This is a genomic window from Aestuariibacter sp. A3R04 (assembly GCF_018860805.1).
GTDB lineage: Bacteria > Pseudomonadota > Gammaproteobacteria > Enterobacterales > Alteromonadaceae > Alteromonas.
Genome location: NZ_JAHKQR010000001.1, coordinates 532,496 through 557,099, shown reverse-complemented (window position 1 = coordinate 557,099; position 24,604 = coordinate 532,496). Strand labels below are relative to the sequence as shown.

Annotated in this window: 22 protein-coding genes and 1 pseudogene; 2 read left to right on the top strand and 21 right to left on the bottom strand. The window is 49.3% G+C overall.

Features of this window, described 5'->3' with window-relative positions; genetic code table 11:
- The first annotated feature begins 51 nt into the window (after positions 1-51).
- Positions 52-759 carry a two-component system response regulator ArcA gene (gene arcA, locus KO518_RS02370; protein ID WP_216024197.1) on the top strand — a complete coding sequence of 236 codons (708 nt, stop codon included), beginning with the start codon at positions 52-54 and terminating at the stop codon, positions 757-759.
- A 74-nt stretch (positions 760-833) separates the two neighbouring features.
- On the opposite strand, the gene pmbA is transcribed toward arcA, so the two are convergent.
- Positions 834-2,165 carry a metalloprotease PmbA gene (pmbA, locus tag KO518_RS02365; RefSeq protein WP_216024196.1) on the bottom strand — a complete coding sequence of 444 codons (1,332 nt, stop codon included), beginning with the start codon at positions 2,163-2,165 and terminating at the stop codon, positions 834-836.
- Positions 2,166-2,237: 72 nt separating this feature from the next.
- On the opposite strand from pmbA, the gene yjgA reads away from it, so the two are divergent.
- Positions 2,238-2,789 carry a ribosome biogenesis factor YjgA gene (gene yjgA, locus KO518_RS02360; protein WP_216024195.1) on the top strand — a complete coding sequence of 184 codons (552 nt, stop codon included), beginning with the start codon at positions 2,238-2,240 and terminating at the stop codon, positions 2,787-2,789.
- Between the two features lie 82 nt (positions 2,790-2,871).
- On the opposite strand, the gene tldD is transcribed toward yjgA, so the two are convergent.
- From tldD to mshL, 20 genes and pseudogenes are all read right to left on the bottom strand, one after another.
- A complete protein-coding gene (gene tldD, locus KO518_RS02355) occupies positions 2,872-4,314 on the bottom strand; it encodes a metalloprotease TldD (protein ID WP_216024194.1) in 1,443 nt (480 codons plus the stop codon).
- Positions 4,307-5,131: a carbon-nitrogen hydrolase family protein gene (locus KO518_RS02350; protein ID WP_216024193.1), complete on the bottom strand. Its 825-nt coding sequence runs from the start codon at positions 5,129-5,131 to the stop codon at positions 4,307-4,309. Before KO518_RS02350 ends, tldD begins: the two co-directional genes overlap by 8 nt.
- On the bottom strand, positions 5,124-8,981 hold the full coding sequence (locus tag KO518_RS02345; RefSeq protein WP_371742219.1) for a YhdP family protein: 3,858 nt from the start codon (positions 8,979-8,981) through the stop codon (positions 5,124-5,126). The genes KO518_RS02350 and KO518_RS02345 overlap by 8 nt, the downstream gene beginning before the upstream one ends.
- 15 nt (positions 8,982-8,996) lie before the next feature.
- Positions 8,997-10,463, bottom strand: coding sequence for a ribonuclease G (gene rng / locus KO518_RS02340; protein WP_216024192.1), 1,467 nt, complete (start codon positions 10,461-10,463; stop codon positions 8,997-8,999).
- Complete coding sequence (locus KO518_RS02335) at positions 10,460-11,041, bottom strand: nucleoside triphosphate pyrophosphatase (RefSeq protein WP_216024191.1); 582 nt, start codon at positions 11,039-11,041, stop codon at positions 10,460-10,462. Before KO518_RS02335 ends, rng begins: the two co-directional genes overlap by 4 nt.
- Positions 11,042-11,049: 8 nt before the next feature.
- Positions 11,050-11,529, bottom strand: coding sequence for a rod shape-determining protein MreD (gene mreD, locus KO518_RS02330; protein WP_252735744.1), 480 nt, complete (start codon positions 11,527-11,529; stop codon positions 11,050-11,052).
- Entirely contained in the window at positions 11,522-12,388 is an 867-nt protein-coding gene (mreC, locus tag KO518_RS02325) for a rod shape-determining protein MreC (RefSeq protein WP_216024190.1), read from the bottom strand. Before mreC ends, mreD begins: the two co-directional genes overlap by 8 nt.
- Before the next feature lie 40 nt (positions 12,389-12,428).
- Positions 12,429-13,472 carry a rod shape-determining protein gene (locus KO518_RS02320; protein WP_216024189.1) on the bottom strand — a complete coding sequence of 348 codons (1,044 nt, stop codon included), beginning with the start codon at positions 13,470-13,472 and terminating at the stop codon, positions 12,429-12,431.
- Between the two features lie 323 nt (positions 13,473-13,795).
- Positions 13,796-14,233, bottom strand: a complete 438-nt coding sequence (locus tag KO518_RS02315; protein WP_216024188.1) for a type II secretory pathway component — start codon at positions 14,231-14,233, stop codon at positions 13,796-13,798.
- Positions 14,220-15,065 (bottom strand): PilW family protein, encoded by an 846-nt coding sequence (locus tag KO518_RS02310; RefSeq protein ID WP_216024187.1) that lies wholly within the window; start codon positions 15,063-15,065, stop codon positions 14,220-14,222. The genes KO518_RS02315 and KO518_RS02310 overlap by 14 nt, the downstream gene beginning before the upstream one ends.
- Complete coding sequence (locus KO518_RS02305) at positions 15,062-15,643, bottom strand: prepilin-type N-terminal cleavage/methylation domain-containing protein (protein ID WP_216024186.1); 582 nt, start codon at positions 15,641-15,643, stop codon at positions 15,062-15,064. The genes KO518_RS02310 and KO518_RS02305 overlap by 4 nt, the downstream gene beginning before the upstream one ends.
- Complete coding sequence (locus tag KO518_RS02300; RefSeq protein ID WP_216024185.1) at positions 15,633-16,202, bottom strand: type II secretion system protein; 570 nt, start codon at positions 16,200-16,202, stop codon at positions 15,633-15,635. Before KO518_RS02300 ends, KO518_RS02305 begins: the two co-directional genes overlap by 11 nt.
- Positions 16,203-16,616: 414 nt before the next feature.
- A pseudogene (locus KO518_RS20155) lies at positions 16,617-16,710 on the bottom strand (type IV pilin protein); the annotation flags it as partial.
- Between the two features lie 56 nt (positions 16,711-16,766).
- Positions 16,767-17,414 (bottom strand): Tfp pilus assembly protein FimT/FimU, encoded by a 648-nt coding sequence (locus tag KO518_RS02290; RefSeq protein ID WP_216024183.1) that lies wholly within the window; start codon positions 17,412-17,414, stop codon positions 16,767-16,769.
- Positions 17,415-17,433: 19 nt separating this feature from the next.
- Positions 17,434-17,943 carry a hypothetical protein gene (locus tag KO518_RS02285; RefSeq protein ID WP_216024182.1) on the bottom strand — a complete coding sequence of 170 codons (510 nt, stop codon included), beginning with the start codon at positions 17,941-17,943 and terminating at the stop codon, positions 17,434-17,436.
- Positions 17,943-19,178, bottom strand: coding sequence for a type II secretion system F family protein (locus KO518_RS02280; RefSeq protein ID WP_216024181.1), 1,236 nt, complete (start codon positions 19,176-19,178; stop codon positions 17,943-17,945). The genes KO518_RS02285 and KO518_RS02280 overlap by 1 nt, the downstream gene beginning before the upstream one ends.
- Positions 19,171-20,913: a GspE/PulE family protein gene (locus KO518_RS02275; protein ID WP_216024180.1), complete on the bottom strand. Its 1,743-nt coding sequence runs from the start codon at positions 20,911-20,913 to the stop codon at positions 19,171-19,173. Before KO518_RS02275 ends, KO518_RS02280 begins: the two co-directional genes overlap by 8 nt.
- Positions 20,910-22,031 carry a lipopolysaccharide assembly protein LapB gene (locus KO518_RS02270; protein WP_216024179.1) on the bottom strand — a complete coding sequence of 374 codons (1,122 nt, stop codon included), beginning with the start codon at positions 22,029-22,031 and terminating at the stop codon, positions 20,910-20,912. The genes KO518_RS02275 and KO518_RS02270 overlap by 4 nt, the downstream gene beginning before the upstream one ends.
- A complete protein-coding gene (locus KO518_RS02265) occupies positions 22,028-22,942 on the bottom strand; it encodes an ExeA family protein (protein WP_216024178.1) in 915 nt (304 codons plus the stop codon). The genes KO518_RS02270 and KO518_RS02265 overlap by 4 nt, the downstream gene beginning before the upstream one ends.
- A gap of 2 nt (positions 22,943-22,944) precedes the next feature.
- Positions 22,945-24,600 carry a pilus (MSHA type) biogenesis protein MshL gene (mshL, locus tag KO518_RS02260; RefSeq protein WP_216024177.1) on the bottom strand — a complete coding sequence of 552 codons (1,656 nt, stop codon included), beginning with the start codon at positions 24,598-24,600 and terminating at the stop codon, positions 22,945-22,947.
- Positions 24,601-24,604: the final 4 nt, after the last annotated feature.

Below are 24,604 nucleotides of genomic sequence, written 5' to 3'. Positions count from 1 at the left end.
TGTAATTTGTCAGAAGCTAGCTTAATCGATTGTAGAAGAGTGTAAAACACCATGCAGACGCCAAATATTTTAATTGTTGAAGATGAAATGGTCACCAGGACCACACTGAAGAGTTTGTTTGAAGCTGAAGGCTACAATGTGTTTGAAGCCGAGGATGGCGCTCAGATGCATGATTTTTTCGAGAATCACTCTATCAATCTGGTGATAATGGACATTAACCTACCAGGCAAAAACGGGTTAATTCTGGCACGTGAAGTTCGTGACCGTAAAAACATCGGCTTAATCTTCCTAACAGGTCGAGACAATGACGTTGACCGTATTTTGGGTCTGGAAATTGGTGCAGATGACTATCTCACCAAGCCGTTTAACCCCCGCGAATTAACAATACGTGCCCGTAACCTGCTAGCGCGAACGACCAGTTCTGCAGAAGATGACGATTTACCAAGCCGCGTAAGCTTTAACGGTTGGACGTTAGATGGCGACAGCCGCTCACTTATTTCGCCAAGTAACACTGAATTCCGTTTACCCCGCTCTGAATTCCGCGCCTTGCATTTGTTCTTGAGCAATCCGGGTAAAATCCTTACGCGGGAACAGCTTATTATGGAAATGACTGGTCGCGAATTACGTCCGAACGACAGAACGGTAGACGTGACAATTCGTCGTATTCGCAAGCACTTTGAATCAGAGCCCAGCGATGAAGAATTGATTGTAACCATTCACGGCGAAGGCTACCGATTTTGCGGTTCTGTAGACAGCTAAGGTTGTCATAGCCGAACACTAAAAACGCAGCATATCGCTGCGTTTTTTTATGTCTGTTCACTTGCAGATGAAAATTAACTTCCAGCTATATGCATTTCACCAATGAGCACCGACCCGGTTTGTACACCGCCGCGAAGTTCGCGTTCAGCCCCTATGGCCTGAATATTCATAAACATGTCTTTCAGATTGCCGGCAATAGTCACTTCGTGAACAGGATACTGAATAACCCCGTTTTCTACCCAAAAACCAGCAGCACCACGCGAATAATCGCCTGTTACGGTATTGACCCCCTGCCCCATCAGTTCTGTGACCAACAGCCCGGTTCCCAATTCCTGAAGCATTTGCCCATCACTTTGCCCTGTGTCACCAATGATCCAGTTGTGAATCCCACCGGCGTGACCATTGGAGATCACCCCGAGCTTTCGCGCAGAGTAGGTCGTGTACAAGTAGTGAGACAGAATGCCGTTTTCCACAATGGTCATGTCTTTAGTAGCCACGCCTTCGGCATCAAAGACAGAGCTGGCCAGGCCCGCTTTCAGATGAGGTTTTTCTTCAATAGTTAACCAATGAGGGAAAACCTGTTCGCCGAGCTTATCGAGCAGAAACGAAGAACGACGATACAAACTACCACCGCTAATCGCGCTGACGTAGTGGCCAAACAGGGAGCTTGCAACGTCTTTGTGCAACATAACAGGCACTTTGCCAGTAGCAAGTTTACGCGCTCCGAGGCGGGCAACCGTCGCTTCTGCCGCTTCACGACCTATCTCTTCAGCGCCTTTCAGTAGTGATGGCACTCGGTTCACTGTATAAGCATAGTCCCGCTGCATATCACCGTTTTCCGCGCCAATCATCATGCAGCTTAAGCTGTAACGGCTGGAAGGATAACCGGCATTTATGCCATGTGTATTGCCGTAAACACGCATACCCATATTGGCGTTGTAGGATGCGCCATCAGAATTAGTAATGCGCTTGTCGTGTGCCATGGCCGCTTGTTCTGCGGCAACGGCCATTTCAATGCCCTTTTGGGGGTCAAGCTCAATGGGATGGTAAAGATCCAAATCGGGAAATTCTGTAGCGATAAGCGCTTCATCGGCTAAGCCGGTACAGTCGTCTTCGCTGGTGTAGCGGGCAATGTCCACCGCTTTTTCCACCGTAAGCGCCAACCCTTCTTTACTGAGATCAGCCGTTGATGCACTGCCCTTGTGCTTACCTACGTAAACGCTGATCCCCAAACCGCCATCGTTATTGAATTCCACGTTCTCAACGTCGCACATGCGAGAAGAAACAGCAATCCCCTGTACCTTTGACATGCTCGCTTCCGCTTGGGTGGCTCCCTTGCTCAGCGCCATTTTCAGCACGTCATCAACAATGTTCTGAATTTCCGCAATTTGCTTTTCTATTTGCATAGTCAGTTTCGCTATTTCTGTCTGTATGTCACAATAACCGGATTATTGCAGTGTAACATTTATGAGTGCCAAATGAGCGAGAACAACCATCATTCTGAAGAAGAAAACTTATTTGACGACATCGAACAGGATGATGATGTTGAATTTGTCAGTAAAACAGAACTAAAACGCCAGTCTGCCGAACTTCAAAAACTCGGCGAAGCTTTGGTCAACCTAACCCCTGCGCACCTGGCTACCATACCTTTAGACGATGACTTAAGGGACTCTGTGGAACTGGCGCAGCGGATCAACAGGAAAAAAGACGGCTATCGCCGCCAGCTACAGTTTATTGGTAAGCTGATGCGCGGTCGCGATGTTGCTGACATTGAGGCCGCTATGGCCAAACTGGCCCATCAACATCAACAAACTAATGCCGCCTTTCACGCTTTGGAGAAAGCCAGGGACGCGATAATCAATGAAGGCGACGATGCTATTCAGCGTCTTATTGAGGCCCACCCGGCACTAGACAGACAAAAATTGCGCCAGTACCACCGGCAAATTAAAAAGGAGAGGGAAAAGAGCGCTGCCCCAAAAGCGTTTCGGGAATTATTTCAGTATTTAAAAGAAGTGATACACGAAGAATAAAACTCAACCCGGTATAAGTCATCCCGGTTCAGTCAGCGCCATGCAATTTTGAGCTTACATGGCGCGCTGAGCAAAGGTGATATCAGGCTGTGCCGCCGACCGTTAGCTCATCCACCTTAAGGGTGGGCTGCCCCACGCCCACAGGAACAGACTGACCGTCTTTTCCACACACCCCTACTCCGCGATCCAGTGCCACATCGTTACCTATCATTGATATTTTTTGCATGACTTCCGGGCCGTTGCCAATTAACGTTGCGCCTTTCACTGGTGCGGTGATTTTTCCGTTTTCAATGAGGTAAGCTTCCGCGCTTGAGAACACAAACTTACCAGAGGTAATGTCTACCTGGCCACCGGCAAAATTAGGCGCATAAATACCCTTGTCGATAGACGCAATAATTTCCTGAGGGTCGTGTTGTCCACCCAGCATGTAGGTATTGGTCATTCGCGGCATAGGCAAGTGAGCAAACGACTCCCTGCGACCGTTACCGGTGGGGCTCACCCCCATCAGTCGCGCGTTCATCTTGTCCTGCATGTAACCCTTAAGGATGCCATCTTCAATAAGCACATTGTGTTGTGTAGGCGTACCCTCATCATCCACTGACAACGAACCACGGCGGTCCTGAAGTGTGCCATCGTCAACAACTGTTACCCCTTTGGCTGCGACTCTTTCGCCAATGCGGCCGCTAAAAGTAGATGCGCCTTTGCGATTAAAATCGCCTTCTAGTCCATGACCGACGGCTTCGTGAAGCAATACGCCTGGCCAGCCGGAGCCCAGTACAACTGGCATGGTTCCGGCAGGCGATGCCACCGCTTCCATGTTAATTCTGGCCATATGCAGCGCTTCATCAGCTAAAGTTTCATAGTACGGACGACCATCTTTGTCTGTGGTAAAGAAATCATAAGAGTGACGCCCGCCAGCACCAGCACTGCCGCGCTCTCTGCGATCACCTTGTTCCATTAACACAGAACAGTTAAGACGTACCAAGGGCCTGATATCACTGGCCAGTGTACCGTCTGTAGCAGCCACTAACACCTCTTCATAAACCCCGCTCAGGCTCACTACCACCTGATTAATACCAGGCTCTTTTTTACGGATGTAACTGTCTACGGCACGCAAAAGAGAAATTTTTTCGGCGTCTTCCATGGCGAGGAGAGGATTGTTGCTTTCGTAGCGCACGCGATACTCGCTATTGCTCAGGCTTTTTACTGCATGCTTGCCACCGGCAGGCGCAATACTTCTCGCCGCGCGACAGGCGCTGAGCAGCGCATCTTCAGTTATCTCATCGGAATAAGCAAAGCCAGTTTTTTCACCGCTAATGGCCCGAACGCCCACGCCGCGTTCGATGTTGTAGCTACCGTCTTTAATAATGCCATCTTCCAGTACCCAACTCTCGTGTTGGCTGGACTGAAAGTACAAATCAGCGTAATCATTATCGTGGTGGTAGATCTGACCAAGGGCTTTCTCTAAAGAGGACAGCTCCAACCCGGAGTCTGTCAGCAGATGCGATTTCACGTTATTAAACAAAATGACTCCTGAATCGATTGTGTTCGCTCACGGGCATATCCGTTTTCAGCGTCTTGCGAATGCTGAGGTCGATGTCTGCAATAACACTGCCTGTGTCGGTAGTTTTCTCTGCGATAACTTCTCCCCAGGGAGAAACAATCATGCTGTGACCATAAGTCTCGCGCTTGTTGTCGTGCACACCAGTTTGGTTTGCGCCAACCACAAAACACTGTTTTTCGATGGCCCGCGCCCTGACCAGTGTTGTCCAGTGGGCTTCACCCGTTCGTTGTGTAAAAGCCGCCGGCAGCACCAGTATGTCAACATCGCCCATCGCCGTGAACAATCCCGGAAAGCGCACATCATAGCATACCGCCATACCTATACGCCCTATTGGTGTGTCGATTACTATTACATTTTCGCCCGGACGGGTATATTTTGACTCGCGATAGGCTTTCGTCGCGTCGTTAACGGCGGCGTCAAACATATGTATTTTCTGATATTCGGCCAGTAACTGCCCATCCGGGCCATAGAACAAACTCGACGCAGTAAATTGCGATATATCATCGGTTTTAAGGGGAATTGTGCCCCCCACAAGATAGCAACCGAACTGTTTGGCAAACCGACTGAGTGCTGCTTGTATATCGCCATGGCCCCTTGCTTCAGCAATACTAAGCAGTGTGCCATCACGGGTACCAAAGCAAGCAAAACACTCGGGGAGCACAACTAAGTGCGGAACGTGTTTGTCGGCGGGTATAGATGCCAGCGCCTTTTCCACGAAAGCAAGATTTTCGTTGATATCCGGCGTTGATGTCATTTGCAGCGCCACCGTTTTAATCATCGTTTATCTCCAGTTTTATGCGTTCCATGTCCGGATCTGCAAGAGGTTCCAACGCCGGGTCAACCGGGTTCGTTTGTGCGGGTAAGCTAACTTCTTTACTGTCTCTCCCAACCTCGTCAAAAACCGGTTCACTCAGCGTGCCGGTAACGTGATAATTAACATTTGAAATAACTTTAGCCGAGGTCAGCACCTGATCCAGCGCCAGTGCCGCGAGAGCCGTGGGCGGCGTGGCCAAAAAATACACCAAAATTGGCAGATTGCCTGTTACATTGGGTGTAAACTCCACATTGTAGTTCAGCTCGCTGGTGACTAAGTCCGTATATCCGCGAATGTTAATGTCACCGGCGCCCCCATCAATTACCGTGTCGTCTGTGAACGCTTTACCATTGTCAATGCGCAACGTACCACTCATATCATCATAGAAAAAGCCAGTGGCAAATACATCGCGAAAATCCAGGCTCAGTTTTCGCACCAATGAGTTTAAACTGAATAATGTGAATATGCGCGAACCTTTGTCACTCACTTCACTGAGGTAGCCATCTGACAGTGACCAAGACACATCGCCGGACACCAGGGATGTATCAAAATCCATTGGGGACTTGTCCCAATTCAACGCAAACTCAACATTTGCGCCGGAGTCTTTTATGCCACTGTCAAGTCCCCACGCTTTAAGCATTAACCCCACATCGTCGCTTTTTACCGTGCCTTCCAATGATGTGTGATTGGTGTCTTTTCCAAAGATCCATTTGCCACTGGCAGTAATTAAACCGTGTTTGCTCTGCGACCGGAACTGACGAATATCAAGCCCACTGTCGGCTTTCACCACATCAAGAGTCACTTCGCCTAGGTCTCTTTCCAGTACTGAACATTGGGCACAATGAAAATACACAGGAGGCAAGGTATCGGCGTTCCACTGATGTTGAGCTTGGTCTTCCGTTTTTTCCTTCCACTTGTCAAACCGCAGGTAGTCAGCTTCAACAGACACCCCCCGAGCCAGCCAATCATCATAAAGATTCACCGTGGCCCGGGCCTGGGCGGCATTAATGTCCAGCATCCAGTTGTTGTTCTGCTGCTTGGCGGTCACCCGCGCGTTTGTAAGCTGCTGTCCGGCAATAACCAGGCTGTCTGTGGTAATAAATATTCGCTCGGGAACGGAAAACAAGGTCGCTTTGCTAGAATCACCCTGCTTAGCAGAGATACCCGATACCAGCATCTCGATGGTTTTGTACCAATCAGCAGAGTCGACATACGGCAGTTCAGCGGAAATACTAAAACCAATGCCCATCCCGACGAAATCGCTTTCCCCCATGGCTAAATGAGCCCGAGAAAACTGCATCTCCTCATGGGGAAGTACACCTTCGAAGCGCACCTCGTCACCTAAACTCGCTTTCACAGTAGACGCCTGTTGATTGCCTTCACTGATGATATTTAATAACAGGGTTTGCTCAGCCTCTTTTGCAAATGGTGCAGGTAAATCTGAATTTATCCCCGTTAACGGCGCAGTGAGGTTTGCGCCATAGCTAAAACCTTGGGGTTGAAGGGTTAAATCTACCACGGCCTGCCAGCCGCTGCTGCCAGAGAGATACTGCTTAAAATCGGGATTGTACTGACTGAGAAGCGGACCTACATTCCATTCGCCGGCAAGGCCTATATCCACCCGGTAATCGCTGTTTTCCTTGAAACCAGAAAAGGACAGCGTAACAGGCTGCGCCAATAAATCCGCGGTAATATTGTCTGCACTAATCGCGTCATTTACAAAAGATATCTCTCCGTGAGTACCGGAAAAACGCATGCCGGTACTGGTGACGGTGATATCATTGCCATTCAATTGCACACTGCCTGTCGCCACCACATGCGGGTCGTCAAAAGGAATAACCAGGTTCAAAGCAGCTTTCAAAGTACCAGACGCGATAATATCTTTGTCCAGCAATCGCCCCAACGAATCAGCCAGGCTACTTTGCAACATCAGCGCAGTAACTGCTTCAGCCTGACCTTCCCCCACTGCATCAATGGTTAGCTCTCCGCCTTTAGTTAAAGCGGGGATCCTTGCCTGCATATTACCTACGCGAATATCTCCGAGTCTCCCTCCCGGACTGGTAATGGACAGACCTCTATTCTCAAATATCAAGGTGGCGTCGGTGTGAGTCAGCGGCAGCCAATCCTTAGAAAATTGAAAAGTGGCATCTTTCAGGGCTACTTGAGCCAGAAATACGCCTTGGTTATCGGCGAAGGGAAAATCCGATAATCTACCCTGCCATAGTATTGTTCCACCGGCTATTTCACCTGACCCTGCCAATGCGCGATTGAGAAACGCCGACGTGTGCTTGCCCATAAGAGGCCCAGGTAACAACGCCTGAATATTTTCTAATGGACGAGGTGCAATGTCGGCTCTTGCCAGTAACGCCTTTGAGCCGGTGCGATAGTGAAAGGCGGGAGAAAACGATAATTTGTCAGAACGAACAGCAAGCTCGTAACTTTCTACAACCCACTCGTCCTGGTCAGAGTAAACGAATACTTTACCGCTAAGGGTATCGATATTGAGGTTATCTGGCAGCAAATTATCAATATCAAGGCTGGCGTCTTCTGCGGAGAGTAAAATCACACCTTGATTTTTATACCAGTAGATATCGGCATCAATGGCGTCTAAGCCCGGAATCTTTTTTTCCTGTTGCCAACTGATATCAATGAGTTTAGCGGCCAGTTGCACCCCCTTGCTGGTGAGGTACAACTGCATCGTAGCCAACTGGCCTGTAGGGTTCAAGTCGCGGACGTTGTCGTCTGCAGTGTCGTTGGTAAACAAGGGCAGTAGTACCAGGAAAGGATTCACCGGCGCGGGTTTTACTGTATTGACGAGCATTTCACCCTGACTGTCTACCGTGCCAACAAGGTCGGTTACCAGGCTTTGGTCATTCGATTCGAAGATCAGTTGATCGACGCGGAAATGCCAATTTTCTCCCACCGGTAGCGCCTGAATACTGCCACCGCGAATACCCGAGTTAAATACCAGTTCATCTTCTTCCCCCCAAGCCAGTTTACTCTCGTCAAACTGCGTGTAGAACGCACTGAATTCACTACTGCTAACTTCTGCCCATACTTCAAAATTGGCACGGCTTTCCTGTAGCGGTCGGTGGGTAGATAACAAGCCTTTCACCCAGGGAGAAATATCCAGATCCTTTGCCTTCGCATACAACACACCATTGAGATTGTCCGGAGAGCCGGTTAAATCAATGATAAACGATGCCGAGTTATTGGTGAGTTCCTGTACGCGAATGGCCCCGGTTCCCTGGTGATGCTCATCCCGGTTAAGCCAATTCAGGGCATCGATCTGCAGCACTTCGCGAGTGCCATTGCGCAGCAGTACTACCTCGCCATCTGAAAGCGTAAAGCGTTGGAGTTGTTCGAGAAAAAGGCTTTTCAGTGCATCCACTACGGGAAAGTCGCTTTCACCGGCATCGTGCAATCTGTCGGTATCGATTTCAACACTGAGGGTATCAAGGGTAAAGGCATTAGATGAAAGCATGCGTTGACGCAAACTTTCCCAGAAATCGATTTTCATATGTACCTGCTCGATTTCCAACGCCACGGGGGACGAATCGCTGTTCACCAGCACAACATCGTTCAGAATAACACTGGGCCCCTCTTTCACCCAGTCGGCCTGCACACTACCGATGTGTAATTCTACGCCGTATTTTTCGTTAACGTATTCTTCAAGCAGGTGTTTTTTATGGTCGAGATGAGGCAATGCGTAGCGCAAAACGCTAAGCATGACGGCAAAAAGAACCAGTACAACTGCCAATAACAACCACACTTTTTTAATAAAGTATGCTGCTACCTCGCCTGCTTTTCTCACAAAATAGCCACCACCTTACATCATTACAACGTCGTATTTGTCCTGGTTATAAAGTGGCTCAGTTTGTACCTTAATTTGCTTCGATACGAACACTTCCAGTTCCGCGAGCACGTGAGATTCATCTCCCAACAGTGCATCTGCCACTTTTGGTGACGCGTATATGACAAACATATCCGCGTCATAAGCCCGGTTAACCCTAACGACTTCGCGCATTATTTCAAAGCAAATGGTTTCGATAGTTTTCACCGAGCCCCGTCCCTTACACACCGGGCATTCGCCACACAATGTGTGCTCCAGACTTTCCCGTGTCCGTTTCCTTGTCATTTCAATGAGTCCAAGGGCAGTAAAGCCATGGATATTGATCTTGGCCCTGTCCTTACTCGTTGCCACCTCCAGACTATGTAAGACACGTCTTTTGTGATCTTGTTCCGACATATCGATAAAATCAATGAGGATCATTCCCCCGAGATTTCTCAATCTGAGCTGTCTGGCAATGGCCAGTGTGGCTTCGATATTCGTGTTGAAGATGGTTTCTTCCAGATTCCTGTGACCCACAAAGGCCCCGGTGTTGATGTCGATGGTGGTCATGGCTTCTGTCTGGTCGATAATCAGGTACCCGCCTGACTTTAAATCTACCCGCCGTTCAAGTGCCCGCTGAACCTCATTTTCAACATCGTACAAATCAAAAATCGGACGTTCACCTTTGTAATATTCGAGCTTGCTTTGCAGCTCGGGCACATATTCTCCGGTAAAATCCCGCAACTCCTGAAAAGACAAATTCGAATCAATACGTATCCGATCCAACTCAGTACCGACAAAATCTCGTAATACCCGTCTGGCCAGCGGCAAATCCTCGTAGAGTACATTGGATTTTTTTCGCTTCATTCGCTGCTGAATTTTATTCCACAGGCGTCGTAAAAACGCGGCATCGGAAGACAATTCATTTTTATTTACCCCTTCGGCGGCCGTACGCAGGATAAATCCACCTTCCTGGTCACAGTATTCCTGAACCAGGTTTTTCAGGCGTTCACGTTCACTTTCATCCTCAATGCGCTGACTTACGCCAACATGCGTCACACTGGGCATAAATACCAAATAGCGAGAGGGAATAGTGATGTCGGTGGTCAACCGGGCGCCTTTTGTGCCAATGGGATCTTTAACCACCTGAACCACAATATCTTGCCCGTCTTTTACCAGATCGCGAATATCCTGTTTTTGAATATGACTGCTGTTGACTTCATCTGCCACTTCATTGTGAATGACGATATCCGACGCATGCAAAAACGCGGCTTTATCCAAACCGATATCAACAAAAGCAGCCTGCATACCAGGCAGTACACGGCTTACCTTTCCACGATAGATATTGCCAACCAGGCCTTTTTTAGTATGTCGCTCAACGTGTACTTCTTGTAAAATACCGTTTTCAATAAGCGCAACCCGCGACTCCGATGGCGTAACATTAATTAATAGTTCGGCACTCACTGTTCTATTCCAAATTCTTTTAACAGACAACGGGTTTCGTACAGTGGCAATCCCACCACTGAACTTGCGCTTCCTGTCACTGATTTAACAAATTGGCCGCCAATTCCCTGAATAGCATAACTGCCTGCTTTATCGGCAGGCTCACCGGTTTGCCAATAAGCCTCTATCTCTTCTTCTGACAACGGAGCAAAATCCACGTAGGTGCAAACATGAATAGTTTTCTGCCGCTTGCTGTCTCTTACACTCACCGCGGTTAATACCTGATGGCGGTTGTCCGACAACGCGTTAAGCATGGCCTTGTAATCTGTTTTATCTGCCGGCTTCCCCAGAGGTTTCCCTTCAAAGGCAATGAGCGTGTCAGACGCGAGTATAACGGTCTGGGCCCGATTTCCCTGCCAGCGCTGCCAGGCCGTAGAAGCCTTCTCCGTTGCCAGCCGGTTAACTAAATCCAGAGGGGTTTCGCCATTTCGGGGGGACTCATCGATATCCACCGCAAACTGCTGGTGAGCAAAGCCCATTTGCGTCAGTAATGCTGTGCGGCGAGGTGACGCTGACGCAAGTATCAGTGCTTTGGCCATGTTCTCTCCTAACTAATGTTAAGTTGTCTGCGGGCTTTGCGAAGTATCCAGAAAATCCACGGCCACAACACCATGGAACTCACGACAGGCCACAAGTAATTCAACTGAAACGGGATCCCGGTTAACAGGTGTTGAAGCCAAAACAGCACTGCATGGTACAGAGCGCTGATTAAACCGATAATGATGGCCTGCTGCCACACCGAATAGTTGCGCAAACGTTGGTAGTTGGCGGCCAGAATATACACCGCCAAACTGAGCGCAAAGCAGTGAACGCCCAGAGCTGTACCCAAGAGGATATCGGTGGCAACACCACTGATAAATGCCACACCCACATTGGCGCGATGAGGCAAAGCCATAGTCCAGTAGGACAAAACTATAAGCACCCAGTCTGGGCGGTAAGTATCGACCTGAATGGGCAACGGCATAATTTGCAATACCAGCGCGATAAGAATAGTCAGGGGAATGGCGTAATGTCGGGTTCTAATCATTAGTTTCCCCCTCCACTGGCAACACTTCGCCCTGCTGCCCCTCGTCACTGCCCAACAACAGCAAATACTTCAACCTGTCGAGGCGAGCAAGAGGACGCGCTGTCACACTGGCGAAAGGACGACTTTCATCCCGTACCACTCGATTGACAATAGCCACAGGATAACCTTCGGGAAAAACATGGCCTAAACCTGAACTCACCAGTAAATCCCCCTCTTCAATGTCTACGCTATGGGGTACGTGTTCTAAGGTAAGTTCATCAATAGAGCCAGTGCCACTGGCAATAAAGCGAATGTCGTTTCGCGCGGAGCGCACGGGAATGGCGTGGGTTACATCGGTGATAAGAACCACTCGGCTGTTGGTGCTGCCCACTTCCATCACCTGCCCTACAATGCCTTTGTCATCCAACACTGACTGAGACAGATAGACGTCTTCAAGCGCCCCTTTGTTGATAACAATTTGCTGGCTAAAAGGACTGTTGTCCACCGCCATTAGTTCCGCCACCATTTTTTTTGCCGGTTTTTTCACCGGTGCCTGAAGCAACTTGCGAAGTTTATCGTTCTCGGACTGCAATACTTCAAAACGCTGCAGGCGTTCGCTCATCAACAGTACCTGATTGGTTAGTCGTTGGTTTTCTTCAACCAAATCTTCCCTTGAAGTTAAGCGCTGTGAGCTTACATCCAGCAATACGCTTGGAAGATTGGCAAAATATTGCAGCGGGCTCATCAATGAATTCATATAAACCCGGGAAGATTGAAACGCATCGAATTTGTGATCGGCAATAATCAATACCACAGACATCACCAGCGCCATAGCGAGACGAATATTAAGAGAAGGACCGCGGGTGAATATGGTATCCATAAAAACAGCAAGGCAACCTTGCGGTTGCCTGTTTACTTATTTATTCGTAGCTGAACAGGTCGCCGCCGTGCAAGTCAATCATATCGAATGCCTTGCCACCGCCTCGCGCTACGCAGGTTAATGGGTCATCGGCAATAACCACAGGAATTCCGGTTTCTTCCATCAGTAAGCGGTCAAGATCTTTAAGCAACGCGCCCCCCCCGGTTAACACCATGCCGCGCTCTGAAATATCAGAAGCCAGTTCCGGCGGGGATTGCTCCAGTGCCACCATGACAGCTGAGACAATACCGGTAAGCGGTTCCTGCAAGGCTTCGAGAATTTCATTCGAATTCAGGATAAAACCGCGGGGTACCCCTTCAGCCAAGTTACGGCCTCTCACCTCAATTTCGCGCACTTCGTCGCCCGGATAAGCAGCACCAATTTCATGCTTAATGCGCTCTGCCGTCGCTTCACCGATAAGCGAACCGAAATTGCGGCGGATGTAGTTAATGATAGCTTCGTCAAACTTATCTCCACCGATGCGAACCGATGATGAATACACTACGCCGTTTAACGAGATAATGGCAACTTCTGTTGTACCACCACCAATATCTACAACCATAGAGCCGGTGGCTTCAGACACAGGTAACCCCGCTCCTATTGCTGCCGCCATGGGTTCATCGATCAAGTAGACTTCCCGCGCGCCGGCACCGAGAGCCGATTCTTTAATCGCCCTTCGCTCTACCTGTGTTGAACCACATGGAACACATACCAACACCCGGGGGCTTGGTCTTAAAAAATTGTTGTCATGCACTTGCTTAATAAAGTGCTGAAGCATTTTTTCGGTTACGTAGAAATCAGCAATGACCCCATCTTTCATTGGGCGAATCGCGCGAATATTTCCCGGCGTTCTGCCCAGCATTCGCTTGGCTTCAGCCCCCACAGCGGCGACACTTTTAGGGCCGGAAGCGCGCTCCTGCCTAATAGCCACTACTGAAGGTTCGTTGAGGACAATGCCCTGATCTTTAACGTAAATGAGCGTATTTGCCGTTCCGAGGTCGATGGACAAGTCGTTGGAAAACATGCCTCGAAGCTTTTTAAACATGAAATGCCAGTTCCTGTAAATGCGCCTGCACACCTTTATTGGGTATGGTTTTTGGCGTGACTGCGATAAAGAAGATAGATATCCACACACTTTAACAACGGGTGTCAATTTCAGCAAGCAAATCGGCGGCTAACTCGCATATAAAGTGCGTTTCAGAGCAGTCTTTGCACTCAATGGCGAAAAACTGACGATTAATTCATCACCTGATAAAAACTACCGGGTGGCCCTGCTGCGTTTTTCTCGCTTGCCAGCGAATGGCAGTTAGACCCAAACTAACGTGATGGGTTCATTTATTTAAGCTTTGAAACGACAATATTTTGGAATTACTGCTGACGGGTGAATCGCAACGTTCGGGTTATTGAGGCAACGCCCTCAGCCAAGGCGCAAGTACCGGTACTTTTCAGTTCGTAATGATAGAAGTTTGTTGACGATTCGGTAAACGGAAGAGTTTGACATCGCGCGGTGTAGTTACACCCTTTAAACCCCTCAATAGCAGAAAATGCCGGCGCACTGTGAATTGTTCCCGCGCAAGGCTGTGCAGCACCGTTTAGTGGCGTGACCGACAATGCCAATTGCATCAACCCTGCTTCGGCGGCCTGTCCGGCGCGTACGCCCACGACATCATACACCACGGATTGACTGCCGGAAGCCAGTAAGCGGGTTAACGTCAGTCCCAGCAACGCCATGACGACCATCGCAAATACCGCCATAACCAGCATGCTGCCTTGTTGTTGCACTGCACAAGCGTTACGGCCTGCCATGGGGATAAACCTCTTTGAATTGAATTAACTGTTCTTCGTTTTTGCTGAACAGAAGGCGAATTTGTACGCCGTTGCTCGCCCCCATACTGCCCGGATACAAATGAAACGGATCCTGCGAACCAGGTGCAGTTCCCGGTGACGCAGACAAGGTATTAGTTAGCGCTGTAGCTACCACATGAGCGCGGTTTAAAGACAAAGACTGAGTTGAAGTTAGCGCGTCTTCTTTGCGGTACAGCACGCCCGCTGAAACGCAATAGCTAACGGTTCTACTGGCAAAATACACATGTCTGCCTGTAGAGGCCTCCGCAAAGGCATTGCTAAGCTGCACCTGTATCACGTCGTCACTGTCATCCCGGGTCGGACACCTGCCGTCACCATCGTCGCTGCAGTTGAGCACGCGGGCACGGCGGTTTTGATTGAGGTCATACACGTGGGACGGAACGAGAGGGTTAATCACTACGTATTGATTAAAGGCAACGAAATGAAAAAGGCCATCAGCGTCGATGGGAAAGACCATGTCCATAATTCGGTCAGAGGTGGGTAAAACCGGTATATGGGCGTACGCGGCAAGCCATTGCACCGGCACAAATTCCAGACAATGTACCCCACTGTTGCCAGAGATTCGCAGGCTGTTGGGTATAGCTTGCTGAATTTCTTTGGTCATTCGGGTCACCACAAACCGGCTTTCATTCATGAGTTGTTCGCGCTGTACAACACCATTGAACAATTGCACTGTATTTCCCATAAAAGCAGAAACACCGGCCCCCAGAATGCCAAGCACGAGAATTACCACTATCAACTCGAACAGAGTAAAACCGCGCATCACTTTCATTGCAGGTTCCCCCGATAACCCGACAACGCAATTCGCTCTCCACTTGGCGTGGTAACCACCACCAACACCCGCTTCATGTTGCCGTGATACGCCCCCGTATCATAGAGCCCGTCACCGTTGAGATCATCGTCATCCACCCCGTCCATGTTGTCGTCGTAATGCACCAGCACCTGCACCTGAAACCCTTGATAAACGGGGTGTCCGTCGATTATGAGCGGATTGCCAAGGCTGTCGGTAATACCGCCATTTACCTGCGAAAGCAGGTGATAATCATCTACATCATCAAAGGTGCCGCGACTTTCACCCGCATCGGGCCCCAACGAGCCACTGTAAGTGCAATCTGTCCCTTCGTTACAGCGTGGGCCCTGGCCCAATGTACCGGCATTTTCATCAAACGGTTGAGCCATTATTTCGGCCAACAGAGACTCACCAAGAGTTGCTCCCCGAGTTTGCCACAAGGGCTCAATGCTAATTCTGGATTGTTCTACGAACAATGCCACGGCAGCAAACATAACAATAGCAAATACAACCATGCCAACCACAACTTCAATTAATGTGAAACCGCGACTAACATTCATAGATATGCCCTTCAGCATTAATACAGACGCCCACAGTGTCCTCGCCGGTAAACCAAATTGCGCAGCCTTCCAACGATCGACAGCGGGCCCCATCGGTAAGGGGTTCACCAAAGGTATTAAACCCGATGTGAGCGGGCACAACAGCCCTGCCGTCATAGCCGTTCATGGTAACCTTCATGGCAGAGAGTTCACCGGGATCGGTGCGCAGCGCCGGGGTAGATGAGAAATTTGGGGTTGAATGACAAGAACTGGCTGCACTGGCAGTACTGAAGCGGCTCACCGTCGGAGCAAAGCCCTGGGCGCCGGGTGTGTAATCGAAAGCCATGCGGTAACACACATCGCGCTCGTCGTACATGGCTTGTAGCTGCATGTGCCGCAACGCACTGAGCAATCGTTTTTGCAGTACAATTTCTTTGTAACCGCTATCGCTCTGAAACCGGGCAATAGCCGTCACGGAAAGTGCCGAGACGATAACCAGCACAATTACAAGTTCAAGTAATGTGAAGCCGGAAGATGCAGGAAACAACGCTGGGCGAGAGAGCCCGGCTCTCAATGGCATAGGGCTATCCGGATTAACAACCGGTTGACTGCACTTCAATAACCGGGCGTTCGTTCTCACTGGCAGCTTCCGTATAAATAACCTGGCACTGATCGGCTGCTGTGGCAGTATAGGCCACGCCTTCAGGTGTAATTGCAAATGAGCCTGCTGACGGTGAATTAGCGGCAACGGTCCAGTCGTTGTCGTTTAGATCTGCCCATGCATTCAAACGCGTAATATTTGTGCGTTCTGCATCGGGATAACCAAAATCTGTATCTATCGCGATATTATTGATAGTTACTCGGGTGTTATTGTTACCTGCATAGGCTGTGTCCTGCTCGCCGGCAATGGCAGATTTTGCATAAACCAGTTGCATACCACTTTCCAACGCAGCTTTCACGCCTTGTAGTGTTGACGCACGGGCATCACCTTGTAAATCAATAAAACGGGGCGCGGCCGTCACCGCCAGTATACCGAGAATAACAATAACGATAACCAGCTCAATTAAGGTAAAACCACGTTGTTTCATAGTATGTGCCTCTTTAGACAAATTGTATTTGTAAGGATTATGATGCAAGTTAGCGCTTAATTGGTTATGGATTGATCACCGTTGTTAGTAAATACAATAACCTGACCAATTCTTGGATCGTATACAAAACCATTGCCTCGCCCTGTGCCCGTTGGCGCACTGGCAAAATTTTTCACTGTTTGACTGAGGTAGTAATAACACTGATCGTTACCGCCCACTCCGGTTCCATTACTCACCGCGGTGTAATAGCGAAACCGATCTGATGCCACATTTAGCCATGTGGCGGTAATGGTTGGCGCGCTTTGCATAATCAGGTTAAAAATACTTTGACAGTCATCGTCTGAGATACTGGTGTCTTCTGTGCTTTGATCGTTCGCCAGATGTCCGGTGGGATAGCCAGTGTCTTTATCCACTCCAACCTGCACACCGCTTAACGTAACATAGGTCTGATTGGCATTGTCATTATCCATAGGTCTGGCTTCCAATTCCCACTGGGCGCGCACCAGACCAACTCCCGTTGCAAAGCCACCAGCTACGCCTTCTACCGTAGCATCTTCTGCATCTTCAGTGACATCGAGAAAACGCGGAATTGCCACAGCCGCCAGAAGGCCCAGCAGAACAATCACAATTGTCAGCTCAATTAAAGTGAAACCCGACACATGGCCCGGATAGTCAGCGTGTACTTTTCCCATTGTTTTTGTCATTGCATTTTCCACGTGAGGGTTATTCCTTAAAAGTGACGTCGCCCGTACTAACAGCATAGTCGAAATAGTCACCGGCGCTCAGGCGATAACGGCAATAGGCGTTGTCAGTTTCATCGTCTTCGTGATCTGCCCGATAGTATTCGCCGTGTACACGGAACCCGTCTACTTCCATTGGCTGGTTTAGTAGCATTTGCCAGAGTTTCTTGCAGCCTTCTGAGGTTCGTTCTACCTTCGGCCAGCCGTTCAACCCCATTCGCACAGGCCGACGGTCGGTTTCTTTCCCCGCCAGGTTATAGTGTACGAGCATGATCATTTCCGGGTTGCCTTCTGCCCGCCACTGCCAGTGCGCCGAAATAGCGCTGTCTTCCAGCTTTTTACCAAACTGCCCTAATAGTTGCTTTTTCAAGTTTGGTTCTTCTTCATAAAGGTGCACAATTAGCATTCCCATCAGGAGGGCAAAGACGATAATCGACACAATACCAATGTACTGCTTACGCTGTTCTTCGTTTGCGCTGTTTTGCGTTTTCACTACCGGCCTCCTTTGATGGCGCCCATCATGTCCCACATGGGCGAGAATATGCCCAGTGCAAGTACCATCACCATACATGCCACCACCACAATAAGCACTGGCTCTATTCTGGCGGTTAACCGTTTTAAATCGTAATCCACTTCCCGCTCGTAAAAGCCAGCTACCTCAGCCAAAAGTTCATCCACTCTACCTGTTTCTTCACCTACGTTGATCATCTGCATAATCATAGCTGTGAACAAGCCACTGGACTGACTGACACGGGTGAGGTTTTCTCCCTTTTCGATGCGTTGACGCATTTGGACAATTTTCGACGCCATAAACGTGTTATCGACCGCATCAGCAACGAGGTTTAGCGCTGAGGTTAAAGGCACGCCTGCTCGCAACATCATGGAAAAGCTACGACTAAAACGAGCCAGTAATGAACGCCTTACAATGTCGCCAATCACAGGCATATGCAGTTTGAGTTTGTCCCAGCGAAGCCGCCCTTCGGCGGTGTTGAGATAGCGGTGTACTCCCAGCCACAGTAGTGCGATAAGCAATACCAGCCAGTAACTTCGATGAACCATAAAATCTGAAATAGCTAGCAGTGCTCTGGTCATTGCGGGCAATTCTGCGCCAAACTTGTCAAACATAGTGGCAAACTTGGGAATTACAAAAATATTCAGTACAACAAACGCGATAGCCAGTGCTATTAGTACAAAAACCGGGTAACGGGTAGCCGCCTTAATCTGTTTGCGCGTTTCCTGCTCGCGCTCCAAATAATCAGCCAGTTGCAGGAAGGCCTCGTCAAGACGACCGGTGTTTTCACCCACGTGAATGATACTTACAAACAGGTGATTGAATATTTGCGTGTGCTGGTTCATTGCTGTCGATAGTGTGCGCCCCCGTTCAAGTTGGGTAATCACATCCCGCAGGGCTTGCTGCATTCGCAAAGACTGACTGGTTTCTGCAAGCCCACTAACTGAGCGCAAAATAGGAAGGCCCGCTCGTGTAAGGGAGTACATTTGACGACAGAACATAGCCAGTTCATTTAGTGACACGTTTGGCGTAAACCAGTTCACCCGATTGTTAATACTGGTACGATTGGCTTCACCGCCGTTGTCAGGAGTAATAGAAAGCGGTATCACACTGCGTGCCATAAGCGTTTTAGCTGCCGATTGCTCGTCAGATGCCTCTACAGAGCCCGATAACAGCACGCCGTTTTTGTCCTTGGCTGTATAACTGAACTTAGCCACTGTGCTCGCTGCCCTCATTATCACTTGGGTCTGCCTCATCCCGCTCTGACACCATTTCCGTGAGTTTGAGGACTTCCTCGACTGTGGTCAGGCCCATCTTGGCGTACGTCAGCGCTGCATAGGCCAGAGGCCTGTAGTGTTTACTTTGCACGGCATGTTCGGCAAACGCAACCGTATCACTCGTTTTGAGCGCAGTCATCATTGATTCATTCATTTCCAGTAATTCGAACACACCAATACGCCCCCTATAACCGGTTTGATTACACTTTTGGCAACCAGCGCCCTGTTTAAACTGAACCTGGGATAATGCGCCGTCGACGTGCTTTAGCCACAATTGTTCATCGTGGTTAGGCGTGTAGTCTTCTTCACAATTATCGCAGATACGGCGAACAAGGCGCTGTGCAACCACTCCTTTCAGAGAACTGGCTACTAAATACCCCGGCGCTCCCATGTCCAGCAATCGAATGGCACTGGAAATCGCGTCGTTGGTATGCAAAGTAGATAAAACCAGGTGGCCGGTTAATGCGCCACGAAGGCCAATTTCCACAGTTTCCTGATCTCGCATTTCCCCTACCATGATAATGTCTGGATCCTGACGCAGCGTGGTTCTCAGTACGCTGGAGAAGGTGAGGTTAATTTTACTGTTCACCTGCACTTGATTTACTCTGGGCAAGCGATACTCCACCGGATCTTCCACCGTAATGATTTTGCGCTCAGGCTGATTCAACTCACTCAGTGCTCCATACAATGTTGTGGTTTTACCCGACCCAGTGGGACCGGTTACCAGCAACATACCGTGGGGTCTATGCAGCATATTGCGAAAACGTTTTAGCATCGCTGCGGGCATGCCTGTCTGAGTGAGGGTCAACAAACCGGCTGATTGGTCGAGCAACCGCATAACCACGGACTCTCCGGCTTGCACCGGCATGGTAGACAAGCGCACATCAATGCGATGCCCTTTCACCGTTATCTGCGTTCTGCCGTCCTGAGGTAAACGTTTTTCAGATATATCCAGGCCTGCCATCAGTTTCAGCCGAAGTACCAGTGCTGCGGCAATATTTGCCTGAGGGATGACATTTTCCTGTAGCACGCCATCCACTCTGTGCCGAATTCGCAAGGCATTCTCATCAGGTTCAATGTGTATGTCAGACGCTTTTGCAATAACTGCGTCATCAAATATAGATTGCAGTAAACGAGACACCGCCGTGTCCTGTTCACCATCGACATTGTCGGTGAGTGAAAAGTCATCGTTGTCTTCGTATTCTTCCGCCAATTCATGGGCAAAGGACGCAATTTCTTCGGTTTTACGGTAAAAACCATCGTACGCATCATACAATTGCCCCTCGCTGACAACAGCAACATCAAAGGGCTTTGGCAACAATTCTGCCAGGTTGTCCTGGGCGTTGAGATCAGCCGGGTCACTCATAACCACCAGCAATTTGTCGCCTTTGTCGTCGATAACCATAGCCCGGTTGCGACGGGCCTGCATTTCTGGGAGCAATTTCACCGCGTTGGCTTTCACCTGATAATCATCCAGATTGATAAGTGGCACGTTGAGGTGACGAGACAAAAGGGTAAGTAAAGACTGTTCAGTAACCATGCCCAGGGAAATCAGCGTTGCCCCCAGTTTGCGACCGGTTTTCTTCTGCTCTGCCAACGCTTGCATCAGGTTCGCTTCGGAAATAATACCGTCTTTTACCAGTAAATCCCCCAGACGAATTCGTGTTCGACTCATTGTACTCCCTCCGCCAGTACGACCATTCTATTGCGCACGAATGCCTCCACATTGCTATTAATACCGCCGTGTTGAAGTACGCGTCTGTACGCAACTAGCGCGTCGTGAGCATAGCTGAGTTTGTCATTGGCAACCCCTAGGCCGAGCCACCATCGCGCTTGTGCAGGCTCAATTTGCACTAGTTGACGATAATCGGTTCGCGCTGCCTCATAGCGCATCAATGATGACGCCAATGTAGCCCGGTAACTCAGGAGTTCGGTATTTGTGCCGTCGAATTCAGCAATGGTTTCCCATGCCAGGGTGTCTTTTCCCTGATGCTGGTACAACCGGGACAACATAAGTAATAGGCTTGGCGCGTTGTCAAAACGCCGTCTTGCCTGCTCTAATGTGCGCATTGCCTGACTGATTTGCCCGGCGGCAAACTGTTGCGACGCCAACTTTTTCATCGCCGCGATATCATCAGGCTCTTGCTCTACCAGTTGTTGTAACAAGGTAATACTTCGCATTGTTTCGCCTTGCTTCATGGCTTGTTCTATACGCTGTTGTAAACTGACAACTTCGCCATCATCAACAGATTTTGTTACTGTCATCTCAGACAGTTCCGCCTCTTCGGTTTGCGGCTTTTCCTCTTGATGTTTAGCGCTGCCAGACGGTTTACTGGCGTTCAACACCTCAGGCGAATTACTCGCAGGCTCATCAGGGTAATTTGCACTGTCCGAAGCAGAAACCAATGGCGTATTCCCACCGCCGTGAAGTGACGGCTCAGGCTTTGTTATGGTGTCTTGTTCATGGCGTGGAAGGGTTTTTTCTGACCACTCTTTTGTTCGAAGTTCGTTTTCTCGCGTTTCACTTCCGCCTTCTTCATCTTTAGGGCCTTCGGCACCCATCACCGTACTTTGCAGCGATGAATGATGAGCACTTGGGGTGGAAGGCGCATAAGAAGACCGCCCCATGCGCAGTAACGCCAACACGAGAATCGCAATAATAACGATGAGTCCAATGATCAGCCAGGCGTTGCGTCGGGACAGCGTTTTTTCCAATGGAACATAATGATTATTCACCGTATTGCTTGCGTCGCGATTTTCCAGGTCCTGCAACATCTTATTGATAACACTCATCGCGGCCCCCCGAGCAGCAGAAGTACTGCAGCGATAAGCCCACCACCTAGTAAACACAACAACGGCCACAACCAACGGGAAGTGCCTAAAACTGTTGGATGTATGGCAGATTCAGTATCTGCAGCAGCGTAAGCTACATGGGTCTTCGTAACCCTGGATTTGCCTTCTCCGTATGCCAGCATAAGGCTCTTGTGGGCAAGAATATTTACCAGTCGCGCCGTGCCGGTACTGGCTTTAGCCAATGCTACACAAACAGGAGCAGAGAAAATGGGCGTTCCCTTGTACCCTGCGACAGCAAGACGATGCCGCAGGTATTGTTCAATGTGGTGGGCTATCATCGGCTTCAACTGATAGCTGAAGCTAATACGTTGACGCAACTGACGAAGAGTATGTTTAGCGAGCTTTTCGTCAAGTTCAGGTTGCCCGAACAAAATCACCTGAAGCAGTTTTTTTGTTTCGGTTTCCAGATTAGTCATGAGTCGCAATGCTTCTAAGCTTTCCTCGGGTAACGCCTGCGCTTCATCAATAATTAGCACAACAGATTTGCCCCTTGACGACAGGGCGAGCAACTGCTGTTCTATTAATTGGGTAAATTGCTGTTGGTCAATACCACTGGTGAGGTCAACGCCGAGCTCTGCAGCCACTGCTCGTCGAAGGGCGTCTGGCGATAGCATAGGGTTGGGAATATAAGCCGCCTGGATATGCGCTGGCAGTTCTTTTAACAACTTTCGGCACAACAGGGTTTTTCCAGTCCCCACTTCGCCGGTGATCTTAATAAAGCCTTCCCCCACATTTAGTGCCGTCGTCAGTACCTCCATTGCCTGCTTGTGGGGTGGCAAAGCAAAATAATACTGCGTATTAGGAGTGAGGGAAAAAGGCAACTCTTTGAGACCAAAGTGTTTCTGGTACATGACTATTCCACATACAACCAGTCAGCCATTTGCGCCCGACTCATTTCAATTTGCTTGCTCCATGTTCCCGGCTCTACCACTGTGGGCTTCAACAAAATAACGAGCTCCTTTTTCACTTCTTCTTCACGGCGATTCTTAAACATATTTCCCAACACCGGGATATCGCCGAGAACCGGAGTTTTTGACTCTGTACTTGAGCGGGTTGTTTGCATAAGACCACCAATCACAACAATCTCTCCGGACGAGGCGCGAATGATTGTGTCTGATTCCCGAATAGTGCTCTGGGCCAGAGGCAGTACAATTTCTTCTTCGTTCAGCGTAACAACTTTGGTTTGTTCTTCCGTTTCAATCACTGAAGGATGAACGTGTAACAACACACTGCCTTTTTCATCAATCTGCGGTGTAACGTCAAGTGCTATACCGGAGAAAAACGGGGTCAGTTCTATATCGGGTACCACCGATGTGGTAGTAGCAGTGATAGTATTTTGGCTGGACACATCGGTGACGAAGTACTCGTCATCACCCACCTTAATTACAGCCTTCTGATTATTAGTAGCAGTTACCCGCGGACTGGACAGTACCTGCACGTCCCCCTGGGTTGATAGCAGCGACAACACGCCTGAAAAATCCCTGTTGAGAAAGGACAAACTAGTTACGCCTCCCATTTCCAGAGTGACATTGTTACCTACAGATCCAGCACTGGTAGAAAAAGACAGGTCGGTACTACCTACATTAGCAATAATTTCATTCCAGTTGATGCCCTGCTGATAGCCATCACTGAGCACCACTTCAAGAATCCGCGCCTCCAACACCACCTGGCGCTGAAGATGTTGTTCCGACACTTGCAAGAAATGCTTAATGGCGCGAATTTCCGAGGGCAGTGCACGCACAGTTACCAACCCAGCCTGTGGAGTGACAAACACCGCTCGTCCGTCATTGGTACCCAACATAGCTGCAAGACTGGCCTGTAGGTCTTCCCAAAAATTCGTTTCCGTTCTGGTATTGATGGTTGTACCGTTGCTGTTGCCAGCCAGACCGCTATTGCTACCAAGAGAACCGGCCCCTACGCTGTTAAAATCGCTGAATTGGCCGCTGCCGTTGAGGTTGTTGTTTCCGCCTTGAGACACACCACCAGAGATAATACTGGTTTGAGTAGCGCCATCGCGCTTCATCAGTAAATAATTAACGGCAAAGGTTTCGGTTCGCATGCCCGCAGGCAGAACTCTAAACACATTCCCCTGACGTTGGATATCGTAACCGTACAGGTCTGATATCAAAGACATCACCTCGTCCAAGGAAACCTGCTTAAGCGACAGGCTAACCGTTCCTGTCACTTCTGGATGAACAGCAACACTGTATGGCGTCCCTTCAACCATGCCAGCAAAGAAATCGTTAACATCCACATTTTTCGCGTTGATGTCGTATTTTTCTGGCCCGGACAGCAGCGTGCCAGCGAAAGCCGGAGGCGGTGCCAATGCCTGAGAGACATCATCAGGTACATGTTCAAGAGCCTGACGCTGTTTCGCCTGAGCCCGTTCTGCTGCCAGTTGCGCTTCCAATTCCGCTTTTAGTGAACGCGCTACCACAGATTCATTTTCTGTAGACTGACAACCCGTTAGCAAAAGTAGTGTGATCAATGACGTAATCGCTCGACGCATTGTC